This is a genomic window from Aquipluma nitroreducens (assembly GCF_009689585.1).
GTDB classification, from domain to species: domain Bacteria; phylum Bacteroidota; class Bacteroidia; order Bacteroidales; family Prolixibacteraceae; genus Aquipluma; species Aquipluma nitroreducens.
Genome location: NZ_AP018694.1, coordinates 314,201 through 336,131 on the forward strand (window position 1 = coordinate 314,201; position 21,931 = coordinate 336,131).

General features: G+C 40.6%; 21 protein-coding genes. 1 reads left to right on the top strand and 20 read right to left on the bottom strand.

Annotated elements, in window-relative coordinates; genetic code table 11:
- Positions 1–8: 8 nt before the first annotated feature.
- The 15 genes from AQPE_RS01320 to AQPE_RS01390 all read right to left on the bottom strand — a co-directional run bounded on the left by AQPE_RS01320 (position 9) and on the right by AQPE_RS01390 (position 14,694).
- Positions 9–773 carry a metallophosphoesterase gene (locus AQPE_RS01320; RefSeq protein WP_318349236.1) on the bottom strand — a complete coding sequence of 255 codons (765 nt, stop codon included), beginning with the start codon at positions 771–773 and terminating at the stop codon, positions 9–11.
- Between the two features lie 2 nt (positions 774–775).
- The gene (locus tag AQPE_RS01325; RefSeq protein ID WP_318349237.1) at positions 776–1,555 is read right to left on the bottom strand and encodes a hypothetical protein; all 780 of its coding nucleotides are present in this window, start codon (positions 1,553–1,555) and stop codon (positions 776–778) included.
- Positions 1,549–2,493, bottom strand: coding sequence for a hypothetical protein (locus AQPE_RS01330; protein ID WP_318349238.1), 945 nt, complete (start codon positions 2,491–2,493; stop codon positions 1,549–1,551). Before AQPE_RS01330 ends, AQPE_RS01325 begins: the two co-directional genes overlap by 7 nt.
- A gap of 271 nt (positions 2,494–2,764) precedes the next feature.
- On the bottom strand, positions 2,765–2,983 hold the full coding sequence (locus AQPE_RS01335; RefSeq protein WP_318349239.1) for a hypothetical protein: 219 nt from the start codon (positions 2,981–2,983) through the stop codon (positions 2,765–2,767).
- 10 nt (positions 2,984–2,993) lie between these two features.
- The gene (locus AQPE_RS01340; RefSeq protein ID WP_318349240.1) at positions 2,994–3,719 is read right to left on the bottom strand and encodes a hypothetical protein; all 726 of its coding nucleotides are present in this window, start codon (positions 3,717–3,719) and stop codon (positions 2,994–2,996) included.
- 29 nt (positions 3,720–3,748) lie between these two features.
- Positions 3,749–4,051 (bottom strand): helix-turn-helix domain-containing protein, encoded by a 303-nt coding sequence (locus AQPE_RS01345; protein WP_318349241.1) that lies wholly within the window; start codon positions 4,049–4,051, stop codon positions 3,749–3,751.
- 11 nt (positions 4,052–4,062) lie between these two features.
- Positions 4,063–6,108 carry a toprim domain-containing protein gene (locus tag AQPE_RS01350; protein WP_318349242.1) on the bottom strand — a complete coding sequence of 682 codons (2,046 nt, stop codon included), beginning with the start codon at positions 6,106–6,108 and terminating at the stop codon, positions 4,063–4,065.
- Positions 6,071–6,430: a helix-turn-helix domain-containing protein gene (locus AQPE_RS01355; protein WP_318349243.1), complete on the bottom strand. Its 360-nt coding sequence runs from the start codon at positions 6,428–6,430 to the stop codon at positions 6,071–6,073. Before AQPE_RS01355 ends, AQPE_RS01350 begins: the two co-directional genes overlap by 38 nt.
- A 261-nt stretch (positions 6,431–6,691) precedes the next feature.
- Positions 6,692–7,525, bottom strand: coding sequence for an RteC domain-containing protein (locus AQPE_RS01360; RefSeq protein ID WP_318349244.1), 834 nt, complete (start codon positions 7,523–7,525; stop codon positions 6,692–6,694).
- 212 nt (positions 7,526–7,737) lie between these two features.
- Positions 7,738–7,917, bottom strand: a complete 180-nt coding sequence (locus tag AQPE_RS01365; protein WP_318349245.1) for a hypothetical protein — start codon at positions 7,915–7,917, stop codon at positions 7,738–7,740.
- Positions 7,918–8,706: 789 nt separating this feature from the next.
- Positions 8,707–9,375 (bottom strand): HAD family hydrolase, encoded by a 669-nt coding sequence (locus AQPE_RS01370; protein WP_318349246.1) that lies wholly within the window; start codon positions 9,373–9,375, stop codon positions 8,707–8,709.
- A gap of 195 nt (positions 9,376–9,570) precedes the next feature.
- Positions 9,571–10,737, bottom strand: a complete 1,167-nt coding sequence (locus AQPE_RS01375; protein WP_318349247.1) for a DUF418 domain-containing protein — start codon at positions 10,735–10,737, stop codon at positions 9,571–9,573.
- 42 nt (positions 10,738–10,779) lie between these two features.
- Entirely contained in the window at positions 10,780–12,171 is a 1,392-nt protein-coding gene (locus AQPE_RS01380) for an APC family permease (RefSeq protein ID WP_318349248.1), read from the bottom strand.
- Positions 12,172–12,193: 22 nt separating this feature from the next.
- Complete coding sequence (locus tag AQPE_RS01385) at positions 12,194–13,336, bottom strand: Gfo/Idh/MocA family protein (protein WP_318349249.1); 1,143 nt, start codon at positions 13,334–13,336, stop codon at positions 12,194–12,196.
- A 173-nt stretch (positions 13,337–13,509) separates the two neighbouring features.
- The gene (locus AQPE_RS01390; protein ID WP_318349250.1) at positions 13,510–14,694 is read right to left on the bottom strand and encodes a DegT/DnrJ/EryC1/StrS family aminotransferase; all 1,185 of its coding nucleotides are present in this window, start codon (positions 14,692–14,694) and stop codon (positions 13,510–13,512) included.
- 240 nt (positions 14,695–14,934) lie between these two features.
- Here AQPE_RS01390 and AQPE_RS01395 point away from each other — a divergent pair, with 240 nt between their 5' ends.
- Positions 14,935–15,792 (top strand): PocR ligand-binding domain-containing protein, encoded by an 858-nt coding sequence (locus AQPE_RS01395; protein ID WP_318349251.1) that lies wholly within the window; start codon positions 14,935–14,937, stop codon positions 15,790–15,792.
- 104 nt (positions 15,793–15,896) lie between these two features.
- Here AQPE_RS01395 and AQPE_RS01400 read toward each other — a convergent pair whose 3' ends face one another.
- The 5 genes from AQPE_RS01400 to AQPE_RS01420 form a co-directional block, all read right to left on the bottom strand.
- The gene (locus tag AQPE_RS01400) at positions 15,897–16,571 is read right to left on the bottom strand and encodes a carbohydrate-binding family 9-like protein (RefSeq protein WP_318349252.1); all 675 of its coding nucleotides are present in this window, start codon (positions 16,569–16,571) and stop codon (positions 15,897–15,899) included.
- 219 nt (positions 16,572–16,790) lie between these two features.
- On the bottom strand, positions 16,791–17,531 hold the full coding sequence (locus AQPE_RS01405; RefSeq protein ID WP_318349253.1) for a glucosamine-6-phosphate deaminase: 741 nt from the start codon (positions 17,529–17,531) through the stop codon (positions 16,791–16,793).
- Positions 17,532–17,545: 14 nt separating this feature from the next.
- Entirely contained in the window at positions 17,546–18,742 is a 1,197-nt protein-coding gene (nagA, locus tag AQPE_RS01410) for an N-acetylglucosamine-6-phosphate deacetylase (protein ID WP_318349254.1), read from the bottom strand.
- A gap of 21 nt (positions 18,743–18,763) precedes the next feature.
- Positions 18,764–20,104, bottom strand: coding sequence for a sugar MFS transporter (locus AQPE_RS01415; protein WP_318349255.1), 1,341 nt, complete (start codon positions 20,102–20,104; stop codon positions 18,764–18,766).
- Between the two features lie 78 nt (positions 20,105–20,182).
- Positions 20,183–21,901, bottom strand: coding sequence for a right-handed parallel beta-helix repeat-containing protein (locus AQPE_RS01420; protein ID WP_318349256.1), 1,719 nt, complete (start codon positions 21,899–21,901; stop codon positions 20,183–20,185).
- Positions 21,902–21,931: the final 30 nt, after the last annotated feature.

Below are 21,931 nucleotides of genomic sequence, written 5' to 3' on the forward strand. Positions count from 1 at the left end.
ATTGTCGTTTACCTCACCTCTATTGTCTTCTGTGAATCAAATGTGTGGTGTTCATTATGGAAAACATAGCCTAACTGATTACTAACACATTTGGTTCGCCCGATCACCTTGTTTACATTCCGATGCGAATGCCCGTATATCCAATATTCCACGGGACTGTTTTCGATGTATTGTTCCAATTCAACTGTAAAGGCCCCATTTATTTTGCTCCCTGCATAATCAGGCGAACTTAATTGAAATGAAGGAACATGATGGGTGACAACAATGATGTGTTCTGCCACACTTTTAGATACTTCTTCCTGAAGGAAATGAAAACATTTGTCGTGTTCACGATTGAAATCATCCCATGTCAATGTTTCTTCGTTATACAAAATCCGGTGAAAATCACTCACTCCCTGTTCGGTTAAATACGCTTCCTCCAAGGGGATTTTTGCCCATAAAGTCGAAACAATAAAATCGATATTTTCGATCTGAACAACCGCATTATAATAACATTTCACATTATCTCTTATGGCACAGACCAAACCATGAGGTATTTTGGCTAAATCGTAATACTTGTATAGTTCATGATTCCCTACTCCTACGATTACTTGTTGGTAATTATCTGAAGCCCAATTCCAAAACGGATGCTTGCTGTAATTGTCGTCGTTCAAATAACCAATGTCGCCCGCAAGGATCAGTATATCACCTAACGGGTTCAATGGATTTTGTTTCAGATAACTGGAATTAGCTGAAAATTCCAAATGTAAGTCCGATGCGTATTGAATCCTCATGACTATTCTATTGCAAATATTTCTTTCATAATGCCGATGAACCCCCGGATATCAGCGTCAGTCCTTTGCAAACTGTCCTGCAAAGACTGATTAGGTAGGGATTGCTCTATCGCGACAATAAAATTTTCAAGGCACGCTTTAATCGTTGGGGATAGTTCAACAGTTGTAAACGGATCAATGCGCATGGCTAATAATTTGAAAACATCGTCCCGATGCTTTTTGATATCGCCGCTTCGAACTGCTGGATTGGTTTTCTTTTCTTCTGTTAGGTTCAAAAACGCTATTGCTTTCAAACAAAGAAGCGATAATGGATTAGCTAACCGAATACCTTCGCTTACAATACTGTTTTCAATGGTATGATAGTAATACTCTTCATCCAGCAAGATGGCCGAAAGACTTGGGACCTCGTCTCCAATAGGTATCGGGGTTAAGTAAAATCCATTCGGTTCTGTCAATATATCAGGATACTTTGACAATAATTCTATTTGTACCGGAAAACCCTCCAGTGGATCAATAAACCGGAACAGTTCTGTTACCGGCTCTTTATCTCCCCGTTTCCGTTGACGGGTTTGGTATTCACCAGCTACAATAAAATCCCAAAAGCGTTGTCCAAAGTCAGGGGTCATCTTTTCGATTATCAGAATCATGTCGATATCGTCAGTTGCCCGGGGGCGCATCCCTGTGTCACGCAATGCAATATCACAGGCTGTGCCCCCAATAATCACGTAATGATCTTCAAACCCGGCGAAGTATTCTTTAAATTTCTCTAATCCTTTTACCATTTCATTTCTTCTATCATAATTTCTAACTCTTTTTCAATCCGAGAGTCCGGATCATCTTTCATCGACAGAAACAACGAGAGCTTATCAACTATTTTGTTGTCTGGATGAGAAGGCATAAAAGTAGGGTAATTCCATACTTCGATTTTATATATCCCTTCTATTCCGTTGTATTGACCACCCTCAGTGGAAAAGTATTTTTCCCATATAGCCCAGGTTCCGTACTGTTCGGGATTTAGGTGTGTGTATTGAGACAATGCATTTACCCCGCTAATACTGAAATTACCTACTGGCATAAAATCACAGTAAACAACTTTTTTAACAGGCGATGACAAATATTTCTGTGACTTTTTCCATAATTCCTTTCTGGATTCTTCGAATCGAATGTATTTGGTTCTTGTGTGATCGGTTATTGAATAACACAATTTACAATCTTCAAGGTTTGAAACCGCACGTGCCATTGCCACATAATTGTACAGTGTTGTTCGCTCCAATTCTTTGATTGTAAATTCTTTCTTTTCTGATAAAAGATAATACAACAAGATATATTGCGCGGCAGGAATCAATTTTGTTGCTTTTTTCACTTTCCTTGCCCGGGTATTTACGATCAAAGATGGTAAGAAGGCGTATTTATCCGAAACTATAAAATATACTCCCTGATCTATCAAACGCTCCCGTTCGTAGTAAGCCGGTGAATCCAACAAAACAGCAACAGGCATACCAACAACTGTTTCTATTTGTTGGGTAATTCTTTTGTATTGTGAGGGAGTGATGGATTCATCTTTATTCTTTGCCTGAATGACACATAGGTCTTGGTCTTTGAAATTTGCAGTATAATAAAGGAATCGCAAAATCATATCAGCATTTAGGCCTTTCTGCTTACTTCGTTCTATCGGAACCAATTCCGCAGATACACCAATTATGGATATTATATCATTCATTGTGAGTGTATTTTCAAGATGTATTGCACTATTATCACTGCATTGATAATAGTGCAATATTAGAGATAATAGTTCAGTTTTCAAACAGTTTCATTATTTTTTATACTTCTTCCTCACTACAGACTTTTGAGAAAAGGATCAGACTGTAAAACTGTCTTCAGGTCATATTAAGCAACCATTCATCTGGCTGCCGCGGCATTCTTCTAATGATTGTGCAACAGAAGAAACCTATTTCTGTCAGTATGGAGGTAATCTTATTGATTCCATGATTCTACTTGTTTGATATTTCTTTTATTGACCTGATTTGCTTTTCAGGGTGCACTGGGAAATCCCAATCAATATCTTCACCAGGCAGCGAAGAATGAATGTCGCCGCCCATAACCAATCCGCAATGCGTTTGTACAAATTCTTCGGCTTGTTGCCCGTTGAGTGCTTTTACCTTGAAAATGCCATTAAAAACAAAGCGTGTTTTTACTTCGAACTCTTTCATATTTTTTGTTTTATAAGATGATTAAACCTAAAATCAACAGCAACAGGATGATGTAAACAATAGTGACCATCAACCTGAACGTCAAACTGACTAATAATCGGATAAGCAAGAAAAATACAGTAGCAACAAGGAATATGCCTGCACCGCTATTCACTACAGTCCAAATTAATGCCAGGAGCAATCCAATTAGCATTAGCCATTTTGCGCCAACCCAAGCTATATGCAGTTTCGAGAAGCGAGTGAGTTTTTCTTTCGTTATATGTTTGCTGTTTTTCATCATGTTGACTTTTTTTATATGTGTAGTCGGCCGGGGCGGGGATTTTGTTTCATCGGCAATTAAGGATGCAGGGTTTAGGGTTGTCAGGTTTTTTGCGAACAAATACGCTCGCCCGTAGGGGAAAGAGGAAGATTTTTTGCAAAACCGAAGGCATGAACCTGACTGCCCGTGAAAACCCGCAAGCACCTTTGCCGCATGACAACAAATGCCGACATTGGCTGCAATACTTGCCAAAGGGAAGCATGCGAGTGGAAACAGAATGTATAAAAAGCGTGCTTTAACAGCACGCTGGAATCGTTCGCAAGTGTACGGCCAGGGTAAGTACTCTTGCTTTTTGTTTCTTTCGCCGAGACTTTCTTTGCGGTGAAAGTGACACCCCGAAACTTCACGCCAGGCGACAGCGTGGCGTGAAGTTTCGGTCGGTGGAACGAAAACGCAAAGAGTGTTGCAGGCGAACATTATAACCGACCTTTCAAAACACACCAACGTTACTTTTTACTTTTAGTAACATCACCTTCAAAGTGGTTCCGGATGAATAAATGGACATCAGATTCCAGATAATACGTTTTTTGCTCTATCCGTTTAAAAGGGAGCTTTCCGGAACTGCGGTAGCGCTGCAATGTTCGCTTACTTACTTTCAGCATAAAGCACAAATCCTGGTTGTCCATCAGCAATTCGCCATTTAATTTGTGTCGTGGTTTTTCTTTTTGATTGATGCGGCTTTCCATCATATCAAACCGATCCATAATTCGTTCCATCCACGCTTCAAAAAGGTTTTTATCTATAAACATAGTCATGAATTTTATATATGTCCGATTATGAAATAACTGGCGTTGGACGCATCTTTCAGAATAAGTTGATTATCCCGCATGAATTTGATATAGCTCTTCGCGGTACGTTCCTTCACATCTAAATTGGTCTGGATTTGTACACACAAATCCACATAAGTACAGTATCGTTGTTTGCTGAAAATAGAACGGGCAACACTTACAAGTTCATTTCTCTTTCGTTTTTCCTTTTCTTCCTTTGGTTTCTCCCCAATGTAAGTGTGCATTCCGACTTTTTTATCCCAGGCAAACTGGATCAGCGGTACATCCAACGGACTTCCGTCCCGAACCTTCAGGGCTTTAACCACCGATACCATTGGATCGTCGTCCCGCTCGATGGATAGAATGGCTGCGGCCTTACGTTGAAGTTCTGATCCCAGGTGTCCGCGTAATTTCAAGCCATTGGGAACAAAATGCAATACACCAATAATGCAGGTTTTGTATATTCCTGCCAACCTGTATAGTTCATCGATAACAGCGACACTTTCAGCTTCATCGTTGGCACAACGGACCAGATCAGCGATCCCATCAATTGCTACCACAGCAATACCACCGAATTGGTAGTAAAACTTATCCATGCTTTGTATTATGGCCTGAAGTCTTTCTTTACGCGACATGCTGGTTAGGGAGTAGGCTTTGAAACAGGATGGCATAGAATCCTGCTTGCTACGTTTCAGAATATTGGAAATATTTTTGTATAGCTGAATCTCTGATTGTTCGGTATCATAAAGTAAGACAGCTTTGTTTTCTGCATTGGCCAGAATACTTGTTCCCAAAGTATCAATCTTATCTTGTTCCCTGATAACACCAGCAATCAGACTACCAACATAATTGCTTTTCCCGGTTCCTTCACCTCCTGTAATACCGAGCAAATTGCCTTGTGTTCCTATGGGAACATCGTTGATCGAGATGATCATTTCTGATTTAACGGGGGGATTTCCGAAATCGACTTCACATGGTTTTAAAATAGCCATCGTCTCGCTATATAAGGTGTCTAAAAATTCGAGAAATAATTGAACGAAATTTTCACGGGTATTTCCGGCTTTGAAATAATCGGATACATCCTTATCGTCTTTACTGCCCGAAAGCGGTAAAATAAGGCGCTTAACCCCGAATTCTGATAATTGCTGTTGATGTTTTCTGGAGGAATCCAAACCTGTTTTGTCAACATCATATAACAGAACAATGTGTTTGAACCGGTGAGTCAGCTTCCGGATAATCGTATCGGGAATCGCAGAAGTCTCGCTATTGAAGCATATGGCATGAAACCCACGGGTTGAGAGCGATAAAACGTCTTTCTCTCCCCCGGTAATGAATAATGTGTCCCCTTTAATCGGTAATTGTTCCAATCCAAAACAATAGTTCTCACCAAAATTACCACCATACAAAAATCGGATTTCTGAAAAAGGCCGATAGATTTTGACGTAACGTTTTCCCCAATAACCGAATATGGGTTCCAGTTCTGAAGATTTGAAAGAAAAGGGTTTACCATCATTGTTTTCACTTTGGAATTCCTTCAGGGAAATCACTTTATAGAGTTTCAAAATCTCCGCTGGAATGCCATATTGTTTCCAAAACAAAAGCTCTTTGGAAGAAAAGCTCTGCTGATTAACACTGAAGGGTTTTGTTTTTTTCAGTTCAGCAACTGGGTCCAGTCTCTGACCAAGGTTTGTAACTGGCGAAGTAGGTGTTAAATATGGAATATCGTTTTCACTCAAACCCAAATTCAGATCACGATTGATTGTCTGTAAAATCTTGACAAATTCATTTGAATTTTCACAATCCAGGTCTTTAAGTTTACCAACCAAAAAGAAGCAATCGCCACTAAAATCATCATTACCAAAATCTTTAATCCGATAACATCCATTTTTACGATCAAAGAATACATTGCAGGATGCCTTGTGGTCGTCGTAAAATGGATTCAGAAAGTTCCGTCCAACCCTCCATTGGCCGGGAATATAATATCTGAAAACATCCAGACCATTATTTGTTCGCCTTAGCAACTCGTCTTTGCTCAACATATCGCTGGTGATTGGTGATCAGGTTTTGCATGGCTTCTTCGCTACTTCGGATTCGCCTTTCATTTAGCATCCGTTTGATTTCAGCGATGGTGTAGTATGTTTTCCCCGCTATGACAGAATAGGTGATAGCGCCTTTGGAGCGCAGCCGTTGTAATGTGCGTTGGCTGATATTCAAAAATGAACAGACCTCAAAACTATCTATCCACTCCTCTTCAGGATTAATCGCGTTGACAGACTGGTATTCTGCGACAAACTGGGCAATCGTATTGATCTTTGCAACCAGTTCTTTGTATGCCTTCGATTCAACTGTTATGACTTCCATAAAAATAACTTACTGATTAGCAGCAAACTTCAGCAAAATAGGGATTGCTGATATGGAAGTCGGTGTGGATTTTCTTGAAATTATTTTTATGAGCTTAATTACAACTATTTACAAATCAACTTAAGTAAGAAGAAAGTATGTAGTAGTTGTGGAATACTCGGTATTATGGGAATATGAAGGTTATAACTTGATTTCATCTGGAATCGACAGTAAAATTGGATGTCAAATTGATTAAATACAGAGTAATACCGAACTCTGTATTTATTGATTCCTGCCCATACGCCGTAGTAAGGCATTTTTTAGTTTATCGAGAAAAGGAGTAGGGTTCGTGCGAATCTTCATATCACTAAATGCACGTGACAGGTTCTTATCGAGTCGAATATTGAAAACGTTCTGAATGTAATCGGATAGTTGCGTGAGTGGCACGTTTCCAAAGGTACTGGCAGTGTCCCAGGAATAGAGTTGCTCCATCAGTTCTGTTTTAGTCCCTTTCCATGTTAGTTTAGTTGATGGAAAATAGAAAGAACCAAGTTTTGAGGTACTGTTATCTAGTAATTCCAATTCCTGCATCAAGTATGGTAAGAGCATATCATTCGCCAATATTTTTGCAACCTTGAAATCACAGATGGTGCAAAAAACTGGATCAAGTTCGTAATAAAATGTTTCCAAGTACTGCTCCGTGAACAATTTGCCTCTTAAAAAATACAAGGAATCCAAATGAGTGGATCCTGAACGGTAGTAACGTATAAAATCTAATCGTTTTGTTGTATACCTATTAATTGCATTCAGCTCTTTGTTCAAATATACTTTTTGAGCGTCAACACCTGCCATTGGCCTGTTCATCTCTATGTTATAAATTTTACGGTAATAAATCAATCGATAACAGAACTTCGGCTTAATATCTTTAAAAAATATAATTTCCTCTTCTTCATCTTTAAAAGTGTAAGCCAAAACGAACACCTTCAATCGATTGAATGCCTCTCCGAGAACCTGGGAACCAGCCAATGACCTTTTTAATATGTTCTCCTCAGAAGATTCTATCAGTTCAATTTTTGCATCAACCTCTTTTTTTAGGTTGGCTATATATTCAATCATAGGTTATTTCTATACGTCTTAGTTCTATTTTTACCAATCAATATTTCCTTTACTTTTATTTTGGCGATCATGGTGAAATTTTAATCGAATAAATCATTGCTTTCGCTATTGTCGATTTTCATTAAATTGTCTTTTAGCTTTCGACAATTTTTCAGGAGTATTTTTAGCCATATTGGATCATTTTCATCAACAGGTAACTGAAGAGTTTCATCTCAAAAAGCTATCATTTCCTTACGGTCAACGAAATATCGGTAATCTTCTGATCGGATTTTTGCTTCATACTCCATTAGAGAGGAGGCAAAAGCCGTTCGCTTAGAAACCTTCTCTAATACCTCTTTTAATCCGAACAGTCCATTTTCCAAATCCATAATAATTTTACTAATCGTTTTCATGGCTTAAAATTAGAACAGTTAATAAATAGACATTTTATGGCCAGTTATAATTTTCATCACACCTATCAAATTCTATAACAGTTCAGCTTTTACTATTATCCACATTTCTAAATTTAAATTTATATCCTAAATTATAAGGTTGTTGAAAAACCAAAATATAAAGTTTAATCCCGGGGGTATGTTGATACCCCCGGGAAACCTTCCTCTTCAATTAGTTCGAGGAAGACTGACCACAAACTAAACCTAACCAGCTCATTTATTCATTTATAATCATCACCAATCAATGAATTATTTCGATTTTCTCTAATTTGGGAACAGATTAAATGTCGCTCCAAGATTGATCTTTTCATTAAATCATCTAACCCATTTATTCAATCTACTTTTTCTTTGAATGATAGAGAATCAATCTCTGTCAGGAGGCAATTATCTTTTCTTGTAAAAAATGGGCACTCATAAGCTAAACCATATATAATGTACTTACCAGTCATAACTGATTTTTAATGTGTTTGTAAAAGTTAAAATTCTCTTAGAAACAGTTTCTTATCTCAACCGTACCCATAGTTTAACTTTCAACGCTCTAGGTTTATGATCTCTTTATGACCTATAATTTAATTTTAAGTAAAGTGTATTTGTGCGCTTTGTAACTAATGAACAACGTTATCAATAATGAAAGAATTTTGCGAGAAGAAAAATACAGAATTTCATTTGACGAAATTGATTTTGTCTTTCGTCTCCAACCAGAAATATTCCGGATGATGAAAAGTTAACACTTGCACTAAATTGTGAACTTTAAAAACTGGAAATGGTCAGATTATAAATTACATCTACTGGAAGTCCATTAAAAGAATTAATTAGAATATCAGCCTTGCTTAAATCCTGATTGCCTGAATTTGGATTCATATAGCCAATACATTTCATATTTGCACTTTTTGCAGCAGAAACGCCATTAAATGAATCTTCAATTACAATACATAACTCTGGAGGGACTTGTAATCTCTCAGATACTTTCAGAAATATTTCGGGACTTGGTTTCCCTTTTTCAACATTTTCTCCACTTATTGTCAAATGGAAATATTTTTTGAGTTCAAAACAGGAAAGGATATAATCAATTTGTTCGTGTGGTGAAGACGATGCCAGTGCCAATAAAAAATTATTTTTATGTAAATCTGAAATTAATTCTGAAACATAGGGAATTGGCTGAATGTGAACTTCCTGTCTCAGGTATTCCATATAAAGCTTTTTTTTAAGTTGAATGACTTCCGGTATTTTGATTGGTAAATCATACTTGCTTCCAAGCCAGGACCACCATGTTTCGTCCGTTGTTCCCATAAATGCATTATGCTCATCCTCGGAGACATTGATTCCTAATAATTGAAACATCTTTCTCTCACATTTCTGATGAATCGGTTCACTGTCAATAATTACCCCGTCCATATCAAAAATTACACACTTTTTCATTTTAACGGTTTTTGTATATTTTGATTCTATGAGTTATTCAAGAAGTATTGATTGCGATATGATGCTATAAGAAGACAATCTTAATCAGCTTCCTGTTATGACTATAAAGCAGAATGGTATGTTGCAATACAACATGCCTCAAATGTAATATATTGCTTGTTGAAAGTGAATTTCATTCTCATAGTATTAATAGGTTTATGTGGAGCCAATCCAAGTCATTTTATGCCAAATGGTTTCAAGAGGTCCGTGATTAAAACGATTGATCCAACAAGAACTAAAGAAACCCTCCAGCATTGCTAATAAAATACCGATAAATAATGAATAAGTTGCTCCGGCATATTGATATAAGCCCAATCCAAATCCATAATAAATAAAGGAACCAATTATAGACATCATAATATAGTTCGACAAACTCATGCGACCAATAGATGAAAAACTGTTTAATAATTTATAAAAAAAATCAGTTTGAAAAAGCAATACGAAACCAGAAACCATTACCAGCATAAATGCCATATTTGTCCACGAAGTTTCAATAGTCACTATTGGACTTCGAATAGCTTTGTTACTAATCCAACTATTTAATCCTTCTTTAACAGTAAACAACAGAAGAAATAACATAAAAGAAATAATTATAGTTCTGAACCAAAAACGTTTACTTTCAATAGAAGCGACAAATACCGATTTGCGGCCAGCCAACATTCCGAGCATAAATAATGATAAAGTCTGAAATATCCTCCCGTTTTCCCATGTCCAGTAAAAAACGGCAGTTTTTCCATTAGTCAGATTCCCTATCCATGTTTCTATCAATGAATTGCCTGTAATATATTCGCCCATTTTATCAAAATAAAACCATGAAGCCGGATCAACTATTTTGATATCCGGATTTTGAACCGCTAAAATAAAATTAATCCATTCATAAGGCTGAAACATTAAAACTAGTGCGATCCAAAATACGGCTTTATCATTAAGTCTGGCTACAGGAATCAAAAAGAGTCCGATGACAGCATAATCAGTAAGAATATCTCCCTGATAAAATGCCGAATTAATAAGGCCAAAAATAAACAACAGGAATAGTCTCCACACAAATCTCGCTCTGAAATCTTTTCCTTTTATTTCTTGGTTATTTGACTGGATAAAGAATGTTAATCCAAAAAGCAAAGAGAAGATAGCATATGATTTTCCACTAAATAAGAAAAACAGGCTTTTCCATATTCCACTGTCGAATGTTCGGATCCAATTTGGCAAATTCGAAGGAAGGTAATATAAATCATAATGTTCAATATTATGCAACAATATAATCGACACGATGGCAAAACCTCGCAAGGCATCAACTACCTGAAGACGGGGGACGGTTGAACTCATAATTTCATAGTTAAAAATTTATGTAAAACTTAATTCTGGATTTCAAGCCTGCGTGAAATCCATCATCACCGTTGCCTTTCGAAAACCTTTGGTTCTTATGGTTAGGTAAATAGTCCCAATCAGCATCCACCCCCCACCAATTAGGAAGGTATTTAAAGGAAGGTTCAGCCAAATGATCAGGCAGATCACAAACCCGATAGCCGGAGGAAGGAAGTCCTGAAAAAAGCCTTTTGCTGTCTTGACGTCTGCCTTGAAATAATATTCACGCATGGAGGCAATATTTACTCCCATAAAAGCGAAGAAAGCGCCAAAATTTATCAGTCGCGCGCATTCTTCATAATTGAGCAGCAAGGCGCCAAACAAGGCCAATCCACCTACAAAAAGAACATTATAACTGGGTACGGCTGTTTTCTTTCCCAAATGGCCAAATATCTTTTTAGGGATCACGTTGTCCCGACCCATCCCGTAAAGCAACCGGCCTGCACCCAATTGTCCCGTTATGCCCGAACCCACGCTTCCCACCAACAGGATTGCCGACAGTAATCCATCCAATAAAGGCCCGCCAGCCCTGTGGGCCACCGACATTATTGCCGTATCCAATGCGTTATTACGAGCAGCATCATCAGTCAGTCCATTGGTGAATGAAGTCCAATCGGGCCATGAAATTTGGGCCAGGTAAACCTGCGCTCCACTCCATATTCCCGTGATCAGGCAAGTCATTACTGCCGCGATCAACACATTACGTCTTGGATTTTTTACTTCTTCGGAAAGGGTCGTCAATCCGTCAAAACCAATATAAGTTAAAGCTGCCAAAGCCGTCGCCGGACCAATGGCACCAAATGAGAAGGTTTCAGGATTATAAAAGGGACGCGAGGAAAACAATCCACCTAAGCCTTCTTTTAAAAAAACAAAACGAATAGCGGCAGCCATGAAATAGAAAACGACCACGCTCATAACAATCATCAAAATCCAGTTTGCCCTGGCTGCCACTATGATCCCCCTCAGGTTCAAAGCCGTAAACCCAATAACAAAAAAGAATATCCAGAAATAATATGGAATAAAAGGCATCAGGTGATTGGCCGTTATACTGGTGAAAATAACGCAGAGGATCGGGATAAACATATAATCCATAAACATTGACCAGCCAGCGATAAAACCCAGGTAAGGATTAATGCTTCTTCCAACATAGGTGTAGGCCGAACCTGCTGCCGGGTAACGGTTTGCCATTCTTCCGTAACTGATTGCTGTAAAAATCATGGCCACCATAGCCACAAGAATTGTGGTCACCGCGTGCCCTTTTGAAATATTGTTGGCATGGCCAAACAAGGGCAAAGCCGCAACCGGCTGGATCAGGATAATTCCGTAAATAACCAGGTCGCTTAGCGATAGGACTCGTTTGAGTTTTACTTCGGAGTTTGAGTTTGCAGCAGTCATTTTAGTTCTTTTAGATTAAATACTACTTCACTTCCGCCCAACTTCGATTTTCGACTGACCGCTCAACAGCTTCAAGTACTTCCTGGCTTTTTACGCCATCTTCAAAGCTCGGACTAAACGGAGTATTGTCCACAATTGAGCGAATAAATTCTGCTACTTCAATCACAAATGAATCAGCGTAGCCAATGCCATGTCCCTGGGGCCACCATCCGCCATTGTACGGGTGAACATCATGTGTGGCATTAATTTTTCTGAACCCGGCTTCCTGTGGCCCTTGTGTGTTATCGTAGAACATCAGGTAATTCTGATCTTCAAAATTCCAGAAAATCGAACCTTTTTCACCGTTGATTTCAATCGTGTTGTAATTTTTACGGCCGGTAGCCAAACGGGTCGATTCAAAGCACCCGGTAGCTCCGCCTTCGAAATTAACCAAAAATTGGGCTACATCGTCAACGGTCACCATTCCTTTGGGCCCATTGGGATTATTGCCATCCACCGGGCGTTCCTTGATCAGTGTTTGCAGGTTGCCACTCACTTCCTTAAAATTCAAACCTGTTATAAAACGGGTTGCATCAACTGAATGGGCGCTCAGGTCGCCTAAAGGCCCTGAGCCTGCGATCTTTTTATCGAAACGCCAGACCATGGCAAAATTTGGGTTCGTGATCCAGTCTTGCGCATAGCGAACAAATACATGGTAAATGCGTCCGATGCGGCCTTCCTGAACCAATTGCCTTGCCAACGCCAGTGACGGTGTGAAACGGTATGAATAGCCACAACAATGTTTGACACCTGCTCGTTTTACGGCATCCAACATTTCCCGGGCATCTGCAAGGTTATTGGCCAGGGGTTTTTCACAAAGCACGTGCTTCCCGTTTTTTGCGGCTTCAAGAGCAATTTCTTTATGCAGAAAATTGGGTGTGGCAATGCTGATTAAATCAATGTCATCACGGGTAACAACTTTGCGCCAGTCGGTTTCAATTTCTTCCCAACCAAATTTATCGGCAAATATCTGTAAATTTTCGGGTGAGTCTTTAGCGCACAGGCATTTCATAACAATCTTGGCCGGGGTTCCTGCCCACATTTCCGCATTTTTAAATGCATTGGAGTGCGCTATTCCCATAAACTGGTGGCCGATTAAGGCAACGCGTATTTCTCTTTTTAACATTTCTTCCTGGTTTAATTTATTAAGTAGGCTATTTTTTCAAAGATGTTCCATTTGCGTCAATTTGCGCACGATAGCCTTTTAAAATTAATTTCAACGGAAGATAAGGTGGCATTTAACAGCCATCTATCCCCCGATGAACCTTTTTTCAATATTAACCCAAATCTACATTACCTCTACTTGCAAACTTCTGTGAATTGTTTAGCCGCGGCCTCAATTTCAGCATCAGTTGAGTTGATGTTGATTCCCCAGCCTGCTCCAAGGCCACCGTCAACAACCCCAATACTAATATTCATGGAACGGCTTAAAATATCATCGGTTTTTGGGTACGAACCTTTTGTATGAGGCTGTCCAACTTCTTTCAGATGCCCCAAAACATGTTCCATATTTGCATATACGTGCCATCCGCTCTGATCGATGGTTTTGGAACCCAATGCTTTTGACACTTTCACGGCCAGTTCCCGTGTATCAAAAACTATGGTACAAAGGGTTGCCGCATCCCCTTCCGGATCGTTTAGCACGCGGAATTTGAACCCTTCAGCCCCGGAAATCAGGCTTTTCAGTTTGTTCTTTTTCTCTCGCAACACGGCAACAATCTGGTCAAGTTTCCTCAACTGAGCCAAACCGGCAGCGCCTGTAATTTCATTCATTCGAAAATTTAAACCAAGCACACTACGGGCGCCTACTTCAACCCCGAAACGGTTGGGTTTGTGCCCCTGGTCATGAACGCCAAATGCTGTTTCGTAAAGTTTTTGGTCATTGGTAACCACCAACCCGCCGTCACCACTGTTGATTGTCTTGAAAACATTCAGCGAGAAAGCCCCTATGTCACCGATTGTACCCACTTTTCTTCCTTTGTATGAAGCGCCTGTGGCTTGGCAACTGTCCTCAAGAACCTTCAGGTTATGTTTGCGGGCAATCTCCATAATTCTGTCCATATTACATGGGTTCCCGAGCATGTGAACCGGAATAATGGCTTTTGTCCGTGGAGTAATCCTGTGTTCAATGTCCTCAGGATCCATTGAAAGACTTTCATCAATTTCAGTTAAAACAGGTACCAGACCTGCGAAAATACATGTGGAATAGGTTGCAACAAATGTATAAGCCGGAACGATTACTTCGTCGCCTGGTTTCAGATCTAATGCAATTAGCGAAACAAGCAGCGAAGAAGTTCCCGATGATGTTGCCAAAGCGTGGTTTGCCCCGCAGTAGCTGGCAAATTCACTTTCCAACGTTGAAACTTTGTGCAAAAATTTAGGATCGTTTTCACTTCCGTAGCGGAAAAGGTAACCACTTTCCATGACTTCCATTACTGCATCTTTTTCTTCTTCTCCATACCAATAAGCTCCCGGACCTGGCATAATAACCTCCCTTTTTAAAATTTATATTATTTCTGATTTCAATACAATTTCAATTGATGGTAATTCATAAAAACCGACAATTAAGCTATTAATTTTATGATACAATGATAAGCGTTAAGCCAAAGGCGGACAATGTCTGGAAACGCAAATGACATATCCAAATAGGCAATTAGATAAGATATATTTATATTTTTGTAATGGCTAATAGCGATGCAATGTTGTATATATAAAAAATGGATCATGGAAGTATATAAGGAAGAATTATCAATTGAAGTCGCTGAAATAAAGATGATGATGGATTTGCTTTCAAACCTGTTTTCAATTAGGGCATCTCTTATTTATGCCATCAACGAAGAACAATATACCAATGAAATTGCAGGCAATAATGGCGACTATCAAGATTTTTGTAAGCTAATCCAGTTAGAACTAAAACACAAATGTATTGCCTGCGACCGTGATAAATTTAAGGAGGCAAATAAAAAGAAAGAGCCACTGCTATACCGGTGTTACAATGGATTATACGAAATGTACCTCCCGCTGCTCATCGACAACTATTTGATCGGATATCTACATTTCGGCCAGGTAAGAGCAGAAAAGGATTTTAAAGTAATTGCTGATGAGTGTTCCCTCCATGAACATTCCCGGATTGCGGATATCGAAAAAAGTTACAATTCCATGATCTTTATTGAAAAGGAGAAACTTATATTGATTTCAGCGCTTTTCCAGCAATTTGCCGATATAATCCTCAAAAACAAACTCGTTGAACTTAAGAAGGCAAAGCCTGAATATTACCTCAGAAAATATGTGGAAGAAAACCTGGACAAACCTATTGATGTAAATTCGGCCGCTGAATTTATCGGGATGAGCATATCATTTGTTACGCACAAATTTAAAGAGATTTATGGTATATCTTTTCATGAATACCTAAGTCGTGCCCGAATTGACCGTTCGAAAAAACTCTTACAAAAAAATTCCATTTCAGAGACATTCCTAAAATGCGGGTTTAACAACCGCTACCACTTCAGCAAAGTATTTAAAAAAATTGAAGGGGTTACTCCACATGAATTCCAACTTTCATCCAATTTTACAGGCCAGTAAAAATCAATCAAAATGAATATCCGGTTGTATGCCCAATCGTTGTCCCGGAAGCCTGCCTGCGGCGGGCAGGCTTTCAGAGCCAGGTATTCAAAAGGATATTCATTTTAATCAAAATAAATTTGACCAAAATATTCAGGGCGATGGTAGTCAGGAGTTTTTGTGTGTACCGGATTCCAGGAAAGATAATGTGGAGGGGAAGTTTTATCGCCGCATTTATAAAAATTTGCAGTGGCTTTCACCCCATCCAGCTTTTTTATATCGCTGTAAACAAAACACGAAACTGGAATGATAACCAAGAGTTTCCAATTATACGACCCCGTCCTTTCTTCAAATGGTTGGTTTCCCAACGAAGGATCAACCCGAACTGCATCAAGTATTTTGGGATCAATATTTTTTCTATTATTCCGGTCCGGCCCATATGCCACATGTTTGGTGCCAATACAATTGATCTCAAAATTGTAGTAATTCACGTGATCAAGCGACAAAAAAAACTCTACACAACTATCCTCATGGACACTCCCATTTGTTCGAGCCACTACGCCCCTGATCGATTTTTCAGAAACGTAATATTCCAACCAAATTTCGGTACCTGTATGGCCAATTCGAAACCCTACCTTTGGCCGGTAATTGAAAACATCCCAGTTTAATACATCCACAGTATGCTCCTGAGTTTGTGCCTCGAGAAGAAAACGAGCCTCTTTCAATGAGGTGTTTTTACCAGTGTCAATCTTTTTTACAACAAGTTTCTTTCCATCATCCTGTGCTTCTATTGCTTTCATACAATTATTGGCTCTATTTCTAACTGGGTCCGTCCTTATTTCGCTGTACAGATTTTGCCCAATGGACAAACTTAAAACCAAGGCTGCAAATAGGATGGGCAATCTCAGCTTATTAATTTTTCCCATACGATTGGTTTTTCAATTTAATAGCGTGTAACTTACTTATCACTGTTTACTTTCATGCCAATCACCAAAGTGGCACAAAACACCATAAAACAATCACGACATTCTTTCCCGGATTTCCGAAGCAGCAGGTAAATCAAGAAACAAGAAAGCTTGTGGGTGGTTACGCATGATACTTGCCGGAGTTGCCGGTGAAATTTCGCCGTAAATGGTATTGAATACTGCCTTTGCCTTACGGGCATCGGGAACGCTGCAAATGATGGCGCCCGATTTCATGATCTGTTTGATCGACATGCTGATAGCTTGTTGGGGAACATCGTCGATAGTCGGGAACCAGCCTTCGCCCATTTGCTGGCGGCGACAATCTTCGTCCAGATTGACAACAAGGTAAGCCTTGTCGGTTTCAAAATCGGCAGGCGGATCGTTAAACGCTAAGTGGCTGTTTTCGCCAATACCCACAAAAGCCACATCAATCGGGTGTTTTCCGATCAGCTCGCCCAGGCGGGCACATTCTTCATACGGATTGACACTGCCATTCACGTAAATAAATTCTTTCGGGGAAACAATATCCACGAACCGTTCTTTCAGATATTTGCGGAACGATGCAGGGTGCGTTTCAGGTATCCCGATGTATTCATCCAGATGAAAGCCGGTCACCACTGACCAGTCAATATCTTCTTTGACCAGTTCGCCGAGCATCTCGAACTGGGATGCCCCCGTGGCGACAATGATATTTGCTTCGCCTCTTTCAAGGATAGCTTTCCTGATTAATTCAGCGCCCCGTTGGGCTGCTTTTTGACCAAGTTCCTGCTTGGTTTCTGAAATTACTATTTCCATAATTTGATAGTTGGTTATTGATTATTTGAATATACTTCCTCACCTGCCAATAATGTTTTCTGAATCACAATCCTGCCGTCCTCAATGGTGAACAGGATCAGGTCGGCGCGTTTGCCTTGTTTTATTTCTCCAATATCCTTCAACCCAACCAACCTTGCCGGATTGACAGTTGCCATCTGAATGGCATTCTCCAGGCTACAACCCGTAAATTTCATCATGTTCGAAACGCAGGACACCAGAGGGCTTGCGGCTCCGGCCAGCACATTTTCTGCCGGGAATTTGACCACGTCTGGCGTCAAAACAACGACCCTTTCCACACGGGTGTATTCGCCGGGCGGAAGGCCGGCAAGATCCAAAGCGTCCGACACCAGGATGGTTTTATCCAGTCCCTTCATTTTATAAAAGCACTGCACTTCTTCTTTGTTCAGGTGAAACCCGTCGGCAATAATGGATATGGCAATCCTGTCGTCGGCCAATTGCGGCCAGATCGGGTTATTGTGCCTGTCAATCATATTGGCACATCCGTTTCCAAGGTGGGTCGCCATTGATGCCCCGGATTCGGCAGCCTGTTGAATGTCTTTGGTCGAACCGTTGTGGTGCCCCAAAGCCACCACCACTCCAATTTCGGCGCATTTTTCAATAAACGCAATGGCCCCATTCACTTCCGGAGCCATGGTTATCAGTTTGATGCGGCCACGGGCAGCTTTTTGCAGTTCCGCAAACTCGTCCCAATCGGGTTGCCGGATATACTTTTCCAGGTGTGCGCCCCGGTACCCCTGAACAGGCGAAATGTAAGGTCCCTCCAGGTGGAAGCCAGGCATTGACTTTCCGGTTTCCTGATCATCAAAGATTACCGAAAGCAGCGAAAAACTCTTTTTCAGACTTGCCTGTGAATTCGTAATTACTGTAGGAAGAAAAGTGGTAACCCCAACCCTCCACAGCGCTTTTGTTGCCTTCCGAAGGTCGTCGATGGTTATTTCCTGATCAGAGAAATCGATGCCTAAAAAGCCATTGATCTGGATATCAACCAACCCAGGCGCAATATATTGACCTTTTGCATCGATCCCGGTTGCTCCTGCTACCTCAAGGTCACCTTCAGCAACCGTTTCAATATTACCTTCACGTATAATAACCGTGGCATTTTTAATAATACCTGACGGAACTACAACCCGACCGTTATATATCTTCAACAAGCTATTATCCGAACCCATAATTTTCTTAAGTTTTACGTTTTATGCCAATACTGTTTCTTTCAACGACCAGCGCTTGATTCGATAGCCGTACCAGGCGTAATAAATCAGGTAAATATAACATGGCAAGAGCACCCAGTATGCAGCACGGGGATTGTAAAGGTCAGCAAAATACCCGTAGATAAGCGGTACTATAGCGCTTCCGCTTAATCCCATAACCAGGATCGATCCCCCCATTTTTGTAAACCGCCCCAATCCGTTGAGCGCCAAAGGCCAGATCGTAGAATACATCAATGAATTGGAAAGGCCTAAAATCACCAAAACCCATATTGATAGGTCTGTAGTATGGTCAAGGAAATTTACCTGCCCGTGTGCGACGAAAAACAACAGGGTTAGCACTGCGGCCGATGTAGTACAGATACGCAGTACACGGAGATGGTTAATAAATTTTGGAATGAGCACAATGCCCGATAAAAACCCAAACATCGTGATGCCCAAGATATACGACGGGAAGACTTTTGCTTCCAATAATGGTAAACCCAACGATTGGGCATAACCAATGATGGTGTTGATCCCGACAACCTGCGATCCTACATGGAGAAATATGGCCACTCCTCCCAATATAAGATGCGGAAATTGAACAATGCTGGTCTTACTTGAATTTGCACCAGCAACAGCAGGATTTTCAGTATTGGTATCTATTTCAGGCAGGATGGAATACCTGATCATCAGGCCTAGTCCGAAAAGGATAACTGCCATAACCGAATAAGGAACAATCACTCGTCGAACCAACTCATCCAGGGCAGCATTTCTTGTTACTTCGTCCATGAGTGGCAACTGTTTGAATAGCTCGGTGTCGGTCGGACGGAGGATTGCAGCAGCCAATAATAACGGGGCAATGATTCCCGCAGATTTATTACATACGCCCATGATACTCATCCGCTGTGCAGCCCTTTCTTTCGAGCCGATCATGGTGATGTAAGTGTTGCCTGCTGGCTGCAATATAGACAGGCCTGTTCCAATGGAGAAGAGACCCAAAAGGAATATCCAATAAGTACGGGTCAGCGCGGCAGGCACAAAAATCAGGGCGCCAAGGGCCATGATCCAGAAACCGATCATGATCCCCTTTTTAAAACCAACTTTCTCCAACAAGTGTGCTGCTGGTATGGACATGACAAAATAGGCGATGTAAAAAGCAAAGGCGACCAATAACGACAGGGCATTATTCAGTTCGCACGAAATTTTAAAATACGGTATCAATATCGCGTTGATCCAGGTTGTAAACCCGAAAATAAAAAACAATAAGGCAATGATTATTATGGATATAACTGTATCGCGTGTGGACAATGAACCGGCATGTACTACTTCTATCTTTTTTCTCATGATCCTAAGAAACTGTTTAAATGTCTATTGAACCCTCTTCGGTAATCCAATTTTTATTGACCACCGCTCTTGAGTTCATTATTTAGCGGAACGGTTGATATTTTCAGTCGTTTTTCCATCAATAAGCAAGTCCGTTTCACAATTTTTAATCGTGTTGTTCCAGAACCAGACGTCACTGCAATTCTTCAGACTGACACAAATCGATTCATTTTCGAATAGGTTGTCATGGATACGGATATCACGCATTAGACCCGACAGGACTTCAGAAGGCTTCCCTAATTTATCCGGATTGGTCCAACTGGCAATACTGATTGCCATATCCATCCTTTGTCCGGCAAAACGCATTTCTAGATGGTTGTCCCTAAACGTGCAATTCCTTATTTCAACATGCTGTGGATTGGTAGACTCGAGCCAATAGCCCCAGCTCCATTCTCCGCCTATGTGGATTCCTGCAACGTTATTTTCAAACAAACTATTCTCGATCAATGTGTTGGATGATTTCAGTAATACGCCGAACCTGCCTGTACTCCGATAAACAGAGTTTGTGATGTGGAATGAATCCGGCAGCCATTCCTGCGGTTCTACCGGGGTTTTTTCATGGACCCACTCCGGAACCGGATCAGCAAAGGTTATCAGCATATCCCTGTCATCAGGGACACAATCTACAACCCTCGAGCGCCAGGCTGGATGGAACTGATCATCGAGCAAAACCACTTCCTTGCCGGACGTCAAAATGGTCCTGCCAGCATGAACTAGTAGTTGCTTGTCAGATTTCTTTTGTGCCACCGCAAGCCAGTCCCCATGTATGTTTTGCCCATCGTCTCCCAAGCATCCTTCGATATGTATCCCATCCATCAGCACTTTTCCAGAAGCACAATGGATTTTGAACCCATCGCGACATACAGTGGCTATCCGGTTTCCTTCAGGTTTAATACTTACCTTACGGTAGGTAATATTGTGGCAAAAGTTGTTGGTAATAGGAAACCCATGTCCATTCAAAACATGTACATTTTCCAATAAAAGGCCATTGATGCCCCTGAAACTAAGTATCGACCCGGTATAATTTCCCTGGAACCAGAAGACCCCATCGCCCACCTGGCACGACTGTGCCAGCGCTTTAAAGTTCATCGTCATATTCCTGCTATTTTTGTTCCCCGAAACGTACCATTGAGGGAGATTGGAATCCCAGGTTAGACGAACAATCTTCGCTTTACGTGCTTCAAAATCATACAGCCCCATGATATAAGCTTTTTGTCCATCGACAACCGGATGACCTTGAAGCACTTCGATAGTGACGGCGTCTCCATTTATTGAAATAACTTTGCCAGCCGAATAATAATAAGGCGCCAGGTCAACGGCAATATTACGCATGGTAAGATTGGAACCACGTTCAACAGATAGCATCGCTGGCTGTCCTTCCTTAAGGTCGTTGTCCTTCACCCAGAATGTCGCCGGGTTACCCTGACCATCAACTTCACCGGTTAATTCCAAATCGGAAACATCGTGCAATGAAATATAGCAGGTGCTTTTCCCTCTTTCTGAATCTTCCCAGCCGGAGAGCCCTTTGAACTCATAAACACCGGCATCAAAACGTACTGAATGTATGCCTTTCGTCTTTGCATGTTCAATAGCAGCCATGATCGATTTTGAGTCATCTTTGCCGTCTCCGGGCACCGCACCGAATTCTGCCACGCGAACTTCAACAGGAGCAATTGAAGATGAACTCATAAAAAAAACAACAAGAAAAATACTTATCAGGGGTAAATTTCCAAATAGTTTTTTGTAGTTGGTTTTCATCGTTTTAAAAGTTTTATATAAGGTTAAATA